This window comes from Trueperella bonasi, assembly GCF_030811535.1.
Taxonomy (GTDB): Bacteria; Actinomycetota; Actinomycetes; order Actinomycetales; family Actinomycetaceae; genus Trueperella; species Trueperella bonasi.
Genome location: NZ_JAUSQX010000001.1, coordinates 1,068,715 through 1,081,576, shown reverse-complemented (window position 1 = coordinate 1,081,576; position 12,862 = coordinate 1,068,715). Strand labels below are relative to the sequence as shown.

At 57.4% G+C, this 12,862-nt stretch carries 11 protein-coding genes and 1 pseudogene; 4 read left to right on the top strand and 8 right to left on the bottom strand.

Annotation, left to right across the window (positions count from 1 at the left end):
* Window positions 1-2: 2 nt before the first annotated feature.
* The 4 genes from J2S70_RS05085 to J2S70_RS05070 all read right to left on the bottom strand — a co-directional run bounded on the left by J2S70_RS05085 (window position 3) and on the right by J2S70_RS05070 (window position 5,670).
* Window positions 3-1,130, bottom strand: coding sequence for an ABC transporter permease (locus J2S70_RS05085; RefSeq protein WP_307682655.1), 1,128 nt, complete (start codon window positions 1,128-1,130; stop codon window positions 3-5).
* A gap of 42 nt (window positions 1,131-1,172) precedes the next feature.
* A complete protein-coding gene (locus J2S70_RS05080; RefSeq protein WP_307682654.1) occupies window positions 1,173-2,699 on the bottom strand; it encodes an ABC transporter permease in 1,527 nt (508 codons plus the stop codon).
* Window positions 2,700-2,926: 227 nt separating this feature from the next.
* Window positions 2,927-4,711, bottom strand: coding sequence for an ABC transporter substrate-binding protein (locus J2S70_RS05075; protein WP_307682653.1), 1,785 nt, complete (start codon window positions 4,709-4,711; stop codon window positions 2,927-2,929).
* 365 nt (window positions 4,712-5,076) lie between these two features.
* A complete protein-coding gene (locus tag J2S70_RS05070) occupies window positions 5,077-5,670 on the bottom strand; it encodes a PH domain-containing protein (RefSeq protein ID WP_307682652.1) in 594 nt (197 codons plus the stop codon).
* A gap of 274 nt (window positions 5,671-5,944) precedes the next feature.
* Between J2S70_RS05070 and J2S70_RS05065 the strand changes: the two genes are divergently transcribed.
* On the top strand, window positions 5,945-6,682 hold the full coding sequence (locus J2S70_RS05065; protein WP_307682650.1) for an NYN domain-containing protein: 738 nt from the start codon (window positions 5,945-5,947) through the stop codon (window positions 6,680-6,682).
* A 444-nt stretch (window positions 6,683-7,126) separates the two neighbouring features.
* On the opposite strand, the gene J2S70_RS05060 is transcribed toward J2S70_RS05065, so the two are convergent.
* Window positions 7,127-7,816 carry a LuxR C-terminal-related transcriptional regulator gene (locus J2S70_RS05060; protein ID WP_307682649.1) on the bottom strand — a complete coding sequence of 230 codons (690 nt, stop codon included), beginning with the start codon at window positions 7,814-7,816 and terminating at the stop codon, window positions 7,127-7,129.
* A gap of 57 nt (window positions 7,817-7,873) precedes the next feature.
* Window positions 7,874-8,605 (bottom strand): sensor histidine kinase, encoded by a 732-nt coding sequence (locus J2S70_RS05055; protein WP_307682648.1) that lies wholly within the window; start codon window positions 8,603-8,605, stop codon window positions 7,874-7,876.
* A gap of 181 nt (window positions 8,606-8,786) precedes the next feature.
* On the opposite strand from J2S70_RS05055, the pseudogene J2S70_RS05050 reads away from it, so the two are divergent.
* The 3 genes and pseudogenes from J2S70_RS05050 to J2S70_RS05040 form a co-directional block, all read left to right on the top strand.
* Window positions 8,787-9,512, top strand: a pseudogene (locus tag J2S70_RS05050) (ABC transporter ATP-binding protein); the annotation flags it as partial.
* A complete protein-coding gene (locus J2S70_RS05045; protein ID WP_307682646.1) occupies window positions 9,509-10,906 on the top strand; it encodes an FtsX-like permease family protein in 1,398 nt (465 codons plus the stop codon). The pseudogene J2S70_RS05050 and the gene J2S70_RS05045, both read left to right, overlap by 4 nt.
* A gap of 23 nt (window positions 10,907-10,929) precedes the next feature.
* Window positions 10,930-11,055, top strand: a complete 126-nt coding sequence (locus tag J2S70_RS05040; RefSeq protein ID WP_307683375.1) for a hypothetical protein — start codon at window positions 10,930-10,932, stop codon at window positions 11,053-11,055.
* Between the two features lie 120 nt (window positions 11,056-11,175).
* Here J2S70_RS05040 and J2S70_RS05035 read toward each other — a convergent pair whose 3' ends face one another.
* A complete protein-coding gene (locus tag J2S70_RS05035; protein WP_307682645.1) occupies window positions 11,176-11,814 on the bottom strand; it encodes a class II aldolase/adducin family protein in 639 nt (212 codons plus the stop codon).
* Between the two features lie 9 nt (window positions 11,815-11,823).
* Window positions 11,824-12,855 carry a 2-hydroxyacid dehydrogenase gene (locus tag J2S70_RS05030; protein ID WP_307682644.1) on the bottom strand — a complete coding sequence of 344 codons (1,032 nt, stop codon included), beginning with the start codon at window positions 12,853-12,855 and terminating at the stop codon, window positions 11,824-11,826.
* Between the last annotated feature and the right edge of the window lie 7 nt (window positions 12,856-12,862).

Here is a 12,862-nt window from a genome sequence, read left to right as displayed (position 1 = left end):
ACCTACACCTTTGCCTTCTGCCGCGGATCAAACGCATCACGCAGGCCATCGCCAATGAAATTAATCGACAGGGCAATCGCCAAAATCATCGCCGCCGGGGCGAAGAACAGCCACGGGCGGGTCGAGAACGTTTGCTGATAGTTATTAATGAGCAAGCCAAGCGACGTTTCCGGAGCTCGTACGCCAAAGCCAAGATAGGACAGCGATGTCTCCAACAAGATCGCCGAGGCGATCGACAGCGTCGCAGACACGATGATCGTGCCAAGCGCATTGGGAAGAATGTGGCGCACAATGATTCGGCTCGGGGGAGCACCAACGGCGCGCGCGGCAGAAACGAATTCCCGTTCACGCAGCGAAAGAACTTCACCGCGCACCAACCTCGCCAAGCCCGTCCAGGACAGCAGCCCCAACATCACGGCGAGCAGCACGATACCGCCGCCGCCAACCATCTGACCGATCACAGCAGCAAGAACCAGCATCGGAATCACGATGAACAAATCCGTGATACGCATGAGGATAGCCTCTGTCCAGCCACGGAAATAACCCGCGATAGCGCCGATAGCCGTGCCGATCGCCGTCGACACCAAACCAACAATCAACGCGATAATGATCGACTTTTGCGTACCGCGCTTCACCAGCGCGAAGTAGTCCACACCCACGTTGTCCTGCCCGAACGGATGCGTACCAAAGCCAGACCAAGAAATGGTTGGGGCACCACCGTTTTCAATTGGCATCGGCGTGATATACGAATGCGGATACCATCCCGGAATTGGGCCAAAACCAAGCGAGGTAAACGCCAGCACAATGATGCCGATCAGCACCACCAAGGAAATCATCGCACCCTTGTGCCGCAAAAACCGGCGCAGGACCAACTGCCCCTGCGAATACGAGCGATCAGCGGTGTTATCCAGGACCTCATCCTCGAGCTCAACGAGGTCAAAATTCTCACTGCCAGCAACCGCCGTTTTCACAGCGTCAGCCTGAGCCTGCGACGCCGGCCCGGTTCCGTCTTCTTGAACGGCAGGGTGGTGAATATCTGCACTTAACGAAGAATCTTGAACCTCGCCTAAGCGATCCGGTTCACCATCGGGCATCGGCTCGGGGAATCTCGGATTGGTCTCATCACGCATGAGAGCCTCCTTGTGCCACAAATTTCACGATCATCACTGCCACTACCTCCGAATCCGCGGGTCGATCGAAGCGTAAGCAATATCTGCAAACATGTTCATCAAAACGGCCACCGTTCCGGTCACAACGAAGAACGCCATCACTGGATTGGGATCAACCTGTTCGAGGCCAACCCGGAAAAGGTCACCCATTCCCTTCCAGCCGAACACCTTCTCCGTAATCACCGCGCCACCGATCAAGCCCGCAAAGTCGAAGGCGACGATCGTCGTGATCGGCAAAAGCGCATTACGGAAAGCATGGCGGGTGATCACCGTACGTTCCGGCATGCCCTTCGCGCGGGCCGTACGCACATAATCCTGGCCAAGCGACTCAAGCATCGAGGAGCGCGTGTAACGCGTGTACGAGGCCACAGACATCAGCGTCAGCGAAATCGTCGGCAAGATGAGATGTGTGAACGAATCGGTAAAGCTGAGCCAGAAGATATCCCCACCACGGAAATTAGGCGTTCCTGAACCGATCGTGGAGATCGGCCTCCCGCCCACCATGTTGGTGTAGTGGGTCCAAAAACGAGCAACGTACATGACGATCATCGTCACGAACATGGAAATCACTGTCGCGATCGAGGCCCCGCGAATCGCTTCGCGGGCATACCCGCCAAAGAAGCGCGGAATAATCACGGCCAGTGCGATGCCAATTATCAGCACCAAGCCCAAAATGGGGTAGCTCGGATCGATCAAGACGCCGTTCATTGCGATCATGACGGCAAGGTAGCTACCGGCAACCGCAAGCGTCACTACAACTGCCCGGCGATTCGACAGGCTCACAAGAAGAGCCGTGAACAGTACCGCAGCTGCCACGCCGACGATCACAACCATGAGGATGCTGCCCTGCGGATCCCTGAACCAACCTGTCACAGACAGCAGTTGCACGAAGCCAAACACGGCAACCGTGCTCACCGTGAATGTGATCACGCGGCGCTGCTTGTCGCCAGCCACCATGGCCTGCATGAACAGGCCAAACAAGGCGGCAAACAATAGTCCGCCCAGCACCGAAATATACGGGTCCGCAAGCCAGTTGTTGTAGCGGATTGCGCCGTACTCCTTGAGCAACACGGCGAACACAAACGATGGCAACGAGTAGAAGATGAATGCCATCGTCGTCACAACGTAATCGAAGCCGGAGTACTGGCGGATCGCCGTCATCGCACCGAAGAAAATGCCAACGACGATACCCAAGATCGTCGCAAGGAGAACCAACCGGATAGTTGAGCTGGCGGCGTCGGCAAGCAACGCATTCACGGACTGCCCGTTGCGGCTCACACCAAAATCACACTGGCCAACAAAGCACCCAAGAACGCCGCGCAGCCACGAGGCGTAACGCTCATACCACGGCAGGTGCAAGCCCATCCGTGCCGCACGCTGCTCCATCAGGTTTTCGCGGTTAATGTCATTCGACTCGCGCAGATCCGCCAACGGATCGCCCGAGTTAATCACAAGCACATACAGCAACACCGAGGCAACAAAAAGCACTAATGCGGAAATGCCTATCCGCTTCGCTATGAACTTGGCCATGGTTGGATTCCTTGTTCTATTTCAGCTCCGCCCGAGACGATCGCCAATAATTTTTCAGGGTAAAGGTCATGCGACCTAACGAGCACACCTTACCCGAGTTCTTTAATTTGCAAAAAATTTTGTTCGCAATGCCACCCAAGAAGAGATAGCCCGCGTGATTCGGGGCACTAACAGCAATTCTGCTAGTGCCCCGAATCGGTTAATGGACTGCTAAGGCAATCAAGTGATTACCAAGCCCACTTTTCAGCGTTCCACGGAATACCAACCTGTGTGACGTTGCGCTCAACGTTCTTTAGACCGTCGGTATGTGCGGCGACGCCGGGGTGCGCGAAGACCGGCAGGTTGTACAGTTCGTCCCACAGCAGCTTCTCGATGTTCTTCTTGGCATCGAGGTGCTCAGCCGGGTCAAGCGACTGGCGCACGCGCGCCCACTCAGAGTCAACCTCGTCATTTGCCCACTTGGAGAAGTTCTGCTGACCGGTGGTCTCGTAGATGTTTGCACCGGAGACGATCTGGCCGGAGCCGGACCATGCGAACAGTGCGACATCGAACTGGCCGGTGCTTAGCGCGCCATCTGGGGCGAAGAAGTTCTCAGCTCCGATGTCTTCAATGGTGAAACCAGCCTCTTGACATGAAGAGCGGATGAGGCTCACCTGATCGGCACGGCGCTGGTTAGGTGCCGAGTAGCCAATACGGACCGTCGGATTCTCGACGCCTGAGGCTGCAATGAGTTCCTTCGCCTTCTCGATGTCGACCTCGTCGTAGCGGCCGTCGTATGCGTGATTAACCACTTCCTGGTAGTCCGAGTCAGTCGGGAAGTACTCACGTGCGTTCATGACCTCTGCGTCAGGGTTGAGCGGCTTGATGAGCTTGTCAACGATCTCCTGGCGTGGCACACAGTATGCGAATGCCTCACGGAGCTCGTGGTTGTCGTGGAAGACGGAGGTTTCCGCCCAGTTGTAGTCGAGGTGTTCCCAGATCATGGTGGATCCGGTCAGCAAGCTGACGCCGTCAGTGGCGTTCAGGGTGTCAATCGCATCCTGGGTCGCCTGCGGTTCGATCACGTTGACATCGCCGTTAGCGAGTGCCTGGATCTGGCCTTCAGGGGCAACCTGACGAATCACGAACTCTTCGGTTGCGGCTGGCTCGCCCCACCAGTCAGGGTTACGCACGAGCGTGATATATTCGCCAGCCTGCCAGCCACCATCCTTGTAGGTGTAGGGGCCGTAGGAAGGAACCTGCTCACGCGGCTGGAGCTCACCCGGGTTCGGCGAGTACCAGTTGTTCCAGAAGTCGGCTGCCTTCTGGGCCACTTCAAAGTCCTGATCCTTTAATGCCTTGAAAAGATCTTCCTTGCTCATGTCGAGGGCTTCAGCCACAACGTGCGAAGGCAGAGCGCCCGAGACGACGAGCTCCCAGTCCGGGTTTGGCTCACTGTAGGTGATGGTGAAGGAGCGGTCGCCAGCTTCACACTCTGGACCATTCGCAACCGGGTTCGCGTAGGAGGCCGGTGAGGAGACGTTGTCGAACAACGGAGCCGTGTTTCCGGCGTCGTCCGTATTGCCAGCTGCTTCCTGGGCATCCATGATCCACTGTGGATTCTGGGAGACCCAGTCCATGTAGTAGTCCTCGCACGTGATGGGCGTTCCGCCCTCGTATACGGCGGCCTCATTGATCGTGTACTTGATTGTGAGCGGGTCTTCAGAGACCATCTCGTAGTCGCCGAGCTCGGTGCCCTTCTGCCACTCGCCATTGGCGTTGAAGTAGCCGAAGCCAACCCCCATACGGTCAGCAACAACACGGTTACCGGTCGAATAGTTCGCTGAAATCTGCGTGTTGTAACCGGCGTATTCTTCAGCACCGGTGGTAAATGCTACGGTGCCGCCGCCGGTCTCGGCGCCGTCGTCGCCACCCTTGACGACGTCGTCTGCATCGTTGGACGAACAAGCGCCCAAAGCCAGAGCGATTGTTACCGCTCCGGCGAATAGTGAAAGTGACTTTCTATTCTTCATATGCCATCTCTCTTGTATAGAAAATGCGGAGTGTCTGATCTGCCGACCTTGGCCAGCCCCTTGCGCGGATTGCGTGGATCTTTCTCCACGTTGCGAAGTATTCACAACGTTTCGCACATATTAGCGCACATTACTTACGGAACCGAAACTCTTACTCATTTATACAGCCACATATGGCGCTATCATTGCTCCTGAAATCTTCCTTTGATAACAATCGCGCCACGGCACTTAAACGAGAAAATACCGCTAGAATGGCGCCAACTCGGGCGTGCCCAACGGTCTTCAAAATCTTTCATAACTTTCTTTTATAACTTTTCCGCAACACTTTAACACGCGCTTTTCATGTGACCATTTATTGAGACGGCTTATAGAAGCAATGCAAACCCGGCAGTCGACACCGTTGTTCCGCCTACGATTAAAGCAAGGCTCTGAGTGTTCCATATTGACCGTCTGTGCCCAGGCTGTTGCGCCCGCGCAGAAGCCTCTTCGAGCCGTTCCAGAATCTGGAGGGCTTGACTCTGGCTGACTCGGATCGTATGGCGGCCTTGGGAATGCCAGCGCACCGGCTCGGCAGCCTGGCGGTCGCCTCGCAGTTGGGATATCCCAGCGGACAGTCCGCCTCCCGAAGGAAAGGCAGTGGAGACTATCCGCTCGTCGTCGTTCGTCAGGATCGTCAGCGCATACTTACGATCGAAACCGGATACGTGCGCCCAGTCAAGAACCTCATTCCGAAGTGCATTGACGATCATAATTCCCGCCGGGCTTGCTTCAATACGCGGCAGGAGCCACAAGGATGCGGCAATCGCAAGCGCACCGCCGGCGATTAAAATCGGCTGATAGGTGGCCACTGCCGCGCTGTCTACGTATGTGATGACCAGCAGAAATACTAAAAACGCTGCGGCTAGGGCGAACTTGATGGCCTGGCCGGGCGAGCGCATCACGAACACCGGTTCGCTCATGTGCTCTCCTTACTCCATTGCAATCGATTGCCTTCACATATATACCATGGTGCCAAGACCGCCTACCTCCTTCGAGGGGCAGGTCTTTTTATGCGCTCGTGAGGCTGAGCCGTAGTTCAAAAGTTACCAATGCGACGCTCACTGGAACAATGTTGGCTTATACCAGCTCCGGTTAGATTGCTTCACGTCTATGCCCGGGCGTCACTTTTCACACCCAAACATCGCCCTGTGTATAACTCGGGCACACCTAGAATACACTTTATAAAATCAGGGCATGCGAATAGGCGTATATGTTGACGGTTTCAATTTGTACTATGGGGCCCGCGGTCTTTTCTCTAGAGGAACAGCTGGTTGGCGCTGGATCGATCTGCGCAAACTCTCGAAAACTATCTTGGCGACGAAGCCGAGATGGAAAGCCACAAACTTAAGGGTCGTTTACTGCACCGCGAAAATCAAAGCGAGCTCGTCAGCTCCAAATCTAACTGGCCCCCGAGATCAGGATGTATACATTCGAGCGCTTCAAGATTCGGGTTCCATAGACAGCTTGGAATTAGGCCATTACGTAGAGCGCGTAGCCAACGCGCCGCTTGCCATTAAGAATAGACACGGAAAACCTTCCATCGTCCGTCCGGCCTGGCCAATTAAAGTGTCAAGCGACCAACATGGCAATATTACTGACGGCTTGTTTATGGCCAGCGTCTCCCGGCGAGAAGAAAAAGGAAGCGACGTCAACATCGCTTCTCACTTACTCATTGACATCCTAGAAAAACGAATTGATGGTGCCATCGCAATAAGTAATGACTCTGATCTCGCATTTCCCATTCGTTACGCACGAAAACAAGTTCCCGTCGGCGTGGTAAATCCAAGCCGATCCCCATTGGCAGGCGACCTCAGAGGTACGCCAGATGATGGCGTTGGAAATCACTGGTGGTATCGTCTCACGCCCTCAGACATTCTCAATAGCCAATTACCCACGAAAATCGGAAATCTTTCAAAACCTGAGGATTGGTGAAAATGCTTGGCCTCTGTTATTGCCCATTCTCAAATATTGGTTGCCGCTTAATTCTAGTTTCCGCGCTCCCTACAACAGAGATACACATGACTTGCAAGAATAAACGTTAGGCGCATACTATGTAACTAATACCACCTGCCTCCTTCGAGGGGCAGGTCTTTTTTATTCGATCGCGAGGCATAGTTCAAAAGTTACCAATGCGACGCTCACTGGAACAATGTTGGCTCGTTCCGGGGGTTGGTCTTGCCCACGGGGGTCGCTCTCACCCGCGGGGGCCGATAAATTCCAAGGAGGTCCGTAAACCAAGGGAGTTCAAGATTTTGCTGGCTTACCGATCCCCCTGCGACTTATCGACCTCCCTAGGCACAAGGGACCTCCGGGCGTGCCTTAGCAACCCCCGCTAGGGCCTAGCCCAGGAGAAGAGCAGGGAATTGGGCGAGCCGATTACACCGCTCCGGTGGCGGTGAGATAGGTGAGAACGGCCCGTACCCGCCGGTTGTCCTCGCCCGGTGCCAGCCCGAGCTTGGAGAACACGTTCGCAACGTGCTTTGACACTGCGGCGGCCGAGAGCACCAGCGCCTCGCCGATCTGCGCATTGGATTTTCCCTGAGCCATCAGCTCGAGCACTTCTGATTCGCGTGGAGTGAGTGCGTCAAGGGCGCTCGCCTTCCCGCGCACGAGCCCCGCGGCCACCTCTGGGTCAACCACGATCCCGCCACTGGCCACCACTTCCAGCGATCGCACAAAATCGGCCACCCGGGATACGCGTTCCTTGAGCAGGTATCCTAGCCCGCCGTGTTCGCCGCCCGGCCGCGCCATCGCCGCAGGGTCGAACAGCGCCGAAGCGTAAGCTGGTGCAACGTATTGGCTGAGCACCATGATGTTCAGCTCCGGGAAGTCTGCTCGAAGCTGGGCGGCGGCGCGCAGGCCATCGTCCGCCATGCCCGGTGGCATGCGAACGTCCGTCACCAGTACGTCGATCGCCTGCGGGTCGGCGCTCAGAAGCGTTCGTACCTCGGCTACCGTGGCAGGCGCGTCGGAGGTTCTGCCGACGACGCCGTGACCCGCCCGTTCTAAAATGCCGGCTAAACCTTCGCGCACCAACACGGCGTCGTCTGCAAGAAATACCTTCACGATTACGCTCCTTTTCGTCCCGAACTTGCCCGTCCCCTACTTGCCAGCCCGCACGGGTTACCTTTCATCCGCGTCACCCGTCTTTTGGGTGCTGATTGCGCTTTCCCCGCGGCGCAACAGTAGCGGAATTGTGCCCGCGATCGTGGTGGGGCCGCCGGGCGGTGAGTGTACGTCCAAAGAGCCGCCAAATGCTGCAAGCCGTTCGCGCAAGCCAGCCAACCCGCCGCCCGGCTTGATGGTTGCCCCGCCAGGGCCGTCGTCGACAACGGAAACCTTCAGCGCCTGATCTGCGGCAAGTAGCACGGTCGCATTCGCGCCGGGTGCGTATTTCACCATGTTTGTGAGCGCCTCGCTTACGAGGAAGAAGGCGGCTGCCATCACGCCTTCTGGCAGCGCGGGCAGCGGGTGGGGAACCACCACTCGGGCGGTGGCCGGGCTGCGCTCTGCGGCGTCGCGAATCGCGCGTTCGAGCCCTAGATCGGACAGCACCTTCGGATGGATCTGATTCACGGTTTCGCGCAGCGTTTTCAGCGCCGCCTCGTTGGCGTCAAGCGCCCGCGCTAACACGCTAGGCAGATCCGCGAGTGCGGGCGGCACACTCCCCGCCTGTTCGAGCATGAAAATCGCTTCGCCGATCGCCATTCCGGAGGCGACGAGGTGTTGTTGCGCGCCGTCGTGGAGGTCGCGCTCGATCCGGCGTCGTTCAATTTCGAACGCCTCCACGATGCCCCTGCGCGATTCGGTGAGCTGCGCAATCTCCTCCGCGACGGCGCGTTTGCGTAACCTCATGCGTCTAGCATAGCCACGCGCGCGTGGTCGCCGGGCTGGCAAGCTCAATGGTAGACCTAGCTCTACCTCGAATTCGCCATGTGGCACCATGTTAAAACCAGAGTTCAGCGATTTGAATGGAACCATGAACGTACAACTGCAGGCCAGCGGCCTGATAAAACTATTCGGCTCCGTCCACGCCCTTGCCGGGGTGGACATCACGATTGACGAGGGAGAGCTCGTGGCCATTATGGGGCCTTCGGGCTCGGGCAAATCGACGCTTCTTCACGTCCTTTCCGGAATTTTGCTTCCCGACGGCGGCCAGGTGCGCCTTGGCGACGTGAACGTCACCGCACTGAAAGATTCCGAGCGCTCGAAGCTGCGGCGCGAACGCTTCGGCTTCGTGTTCCAAGATGGCCAGCTTGTGCCCGAACTCAGCGCGCGCGAAAACGTGGGGCTACCGCTGATGGCAAGTGGAGCTTCGCGCGGGCGGGCGCTACGGGCTGCCGACGAGTGGCTCGCTCGCCTCGGCGTGGGAGATCAAAAGAAGAAGCGACCCGGCGAGATGTCTGGCGGCCAGGCCCAGCGCGTGGCGATTGCGCGGGCCATGGTAGCTAATCCGGCGATTATTTTTGCCGACGAGCCCACCGGCGCGCTCGACCAGGCCACGGGGCACGAGGTGATGCAGGTACTTTCGACGACGGCGCGGATGAACGGAACCACGCTCGTCGTCGTCACTCACGATCTCAAGGTGGCCTCGTGGACGAACCGGCTCATCGAAATCCGCGACGGACTGATCCACACCGACCGCCCGATGGCGCAGGTGCTAGCTAACGCTGGAGTTGAAGCTGCACAGCCGGGCAACCCGGTGCAGCTTGGCTGCCTAGCACAGCTCGGCAATTCGACAGATCCGGAGGTGGGGGCGTGAACACGTTCACAATGGCATCGAATCTTGCCACGGCCCGGATCCGCAACGCTCGTGGAAGCGCTCTACTCGACGTGTTCGCGGTTGTTGCGTTCTCGGTGTCGGCATGGCTACTGCTCACCGTGCTGGGCGGCGTGTGGATGTTTTATAACCGGATGGAAACGGTAGGCGAGGATCTGGTGCGCGCCATGGGCGTGGAACCAGGCTTTGCCTCAGGAGTTGGTGGAAGTTATTTCGGGCTAGCAATCGTCGCTCTTAGCTTGCTCATTGTTCCACTGCTGAGCTTGGGCGCTGCTGCAACGCGGCTGGGCGCGAACGGGCGCAGCCGGCGGCTTGCCTCACTTCGCCTGATCGGCATGAGTGCCCTACAGGTCAATCTCATCACCATCGTAGAGACCGCACTTCAGGCACTCGCGGGATTCACTATCGGAATCGGCATCTACCTGGCCTCACTCCCATTGTGGGAGAACGTCAGCTTCACGAGTTTTAACATCGCCAGCAGGGAAATGCTTCTGCCATGGTGGGGGTTCATCGCGGCGTTCGCCCTGGTCGCGCTGATTACACTAATTTCCACCGTGCTGGGGCTACGCCGCGTCTCCATCACGCCGCTTGGCGTATCGCGCCGGGAGACCCCTGCCGTCGTGAAACATTGGCGTGCGATCGGGATCCTCGTCGTATTTCCCCTTCTGATTCATCTGGCTCGAAAGACGAGTCTGGAATCGACCACCATGCAAATTCTTGGCTTTGCCACCGTTTTGACGTTCCTATTTCTCGCGGTGTCCATCGCCGGCCCGTGGTTTATTCAGGTTGCCACACGCCCGTTTGCTCGCACTGGAAACGCGGCGCGGCTGCTGGGAGCCCGTCGAGTGATTGACAATCCGCAAGCGGCATGGCGAACCGTTTCAGCGATTTCGCTCATGGGCCTCGTCGCTTCAATCGTGGTCTTTGGCACGAGGTTTTCGCTCACCGTCGACGGCGATGATGCGGCGGCGATGGGACTCCTGCACACGATCCGCGGCGACATCGTCCAAGGCGTTGCCATCGCCCTGGCAGTTGCGCTCATCTTGGGCGCCACGTCCACTCTCATCCAACAAACCTCCGATGTGTTCGACCGCCTAGACGAAGCGCACTCCCTTCACAAGATGGGCATGCCGCCCGCCATCCACCTGCGTGCACGGCTATGGCAGGTGATGCCACCCCTGCTGCTCATGCTTGCTGTTGCAATCGGAATCGGCGCAATATTTGGGATTGGCCAGAACGTCTCCCCCGATCCAGACAACTTGGCGATGCTCGGCGTCGTCATCGCGATCGGCGTCGTTCTCACCTTTGCCGCCGTACTGGCCACCGTGCCGATTCAGCGCACGCTGCTACGGCAAAACACGCGCAGAAACGACTAGCAACCGGCGGGCGGGTTTCTGATATTGCGGCCCAGATCTTCCTCTCGGAAGGCACGGTGCGCAATCACCTGCCTTCCGCGATAGGAAAAATGGGGGCGGAAACGTGTGGCGAGGCGGCTCGGCGTGCTAACGAACTCGGTTGGCTATAGCTGGCTGGGCATCAGCCTCGACGCCCAGCCATTTACTGTGAAAATGAGCGTTTCTTCGAACGAAACAGCCCGAAAACCCGATTTTCTCACAACAAATGGCCGGGCAGCCCCGGTGTCTCACTATTTTTGATTCCCATATGACTGAATTGGCCCAGCTGCCTGCTCCTGCTCTTCCTGTGAAAGAAGCGCGATCGGCGTGCCCGTTGCCATGGCTCTTAGGTGGACCTCGCAAATGTATTCCAAAATGGGCAGCATATCCGCTGCTTTCTTCAGCGTTGGCCCAATGGTGATAGCGCCGTGATTCTTCATAAGCGCACCGGTGCGGCCGCGCAAAGCTTCCGTAACACCTTTGGCTAGTTCATCAGACCCGAAGTAGAAGTACGGAGCCACGCGGATCGGCCCGCCAAACATCAGCGAGTAGTAGTGCGATACCGGAATCTCATCGACGACGAGCCCAAGCGCAGTCGACGCCGGGGCATGGGTATGCGTAATCGCTTGCGCATCAGTGTTTTGGTAGACCGACAGGTGCAGCGGGAATTCCGAGGACGGCTTCAGTTCACCATCCACCTTTTCGCCGGACATGTTATAGACGACGACGTCTTCCGGAACGAGATCTTCATACGGCACGCCGGATGGGGTAATCGCGAAGTTATCACCGTCCCTTACCGAGACGTTACCTGCCGTTCCAACTACTAAACCTTGTTCCTGCATCCACAGTGAGATCTCGATGATCTCCTTGCGAGCATCTTCCATTAACATTTTTCTTCCTCACTTATCTTTCAAAACCTCGGGATTGGTAACGTACGTAGGCCGTTGCCCGGCTGCAAAGGCAGCAATATCTGCCGCATTAATGCGTGCCGCAAGTTGTGCGGCACCTTTAGATGCGCCGCCCAGATGCGGCGTGATTGTGACGTTGCCGAAAGAGCGGAGACGGTGGTCGTGCGGCAGTGGTTCTTCTGGCAGTGTGTCGAATGCAGCAGCGAATAACTTGCCAGATTCGAGGGCGTCACAAACGGCGTCGTAGTCAACAAGGCTTCCGCGAGCGCAATTAACGAGGATAGCCCCCTCCGGCATCTTCGCCAGTGCGCCAGCGTTAACGATGTGTTTGTTGTCTTCCGTGGCACGCGCGTGCAGTGTCAGGATGTTTGAGCGGCTGAAGAACTCTTCTAGGTCATCAACTAACTCGATTTCTTCCACGTCGGCACGCTCGACGAAGGGATCGTAGGCAATAACGTTGGCGTCTAGTGCGATCAATGCTCGCGCGACGCGCTTGCCGATTGCGCCAAGGCCGAACACACCCACCGTTGACCGCGCGATTTCGGGGCTGACCTTATCGTAAATATAGAAGTCAGAACCCCAATGGCCCGCCTTCACTTCGGCATCTCGCTGCGCGATCTGGCGGGTGGCGGCAAGGATCATGGCCAGTGAGTGCTCGGCCGTCGCGATTGCGTTGCGCCCGGGAGCGTATGTGACAATCACGCCGTTGTCGGTGGCAGCTTCGATGTTCACGTTCACAGGTCCGCCACGGCCGATGGCAATAAGTTTGAGCTCGGGACTAGATTCGATCACCTTGCGCGTGAACGGAAACGTGTGTGACATTGCGATGTCACATCCACGCAGGGCTTCGATGAGCTCCTCCTCGTTACCCGAAGCTTCTCGAACATCTCCGATATCTTCAAACGGGGGAACTGGCCATGACGAAGCAATGTTGGTGGTTTCGGCCTGCACACCTTCTTGTTCCAAGGCCGAACGCATCACATCACCGGTAACAAATTGGTCTGATGCAAGCAGAATTTTCATTCTTTCC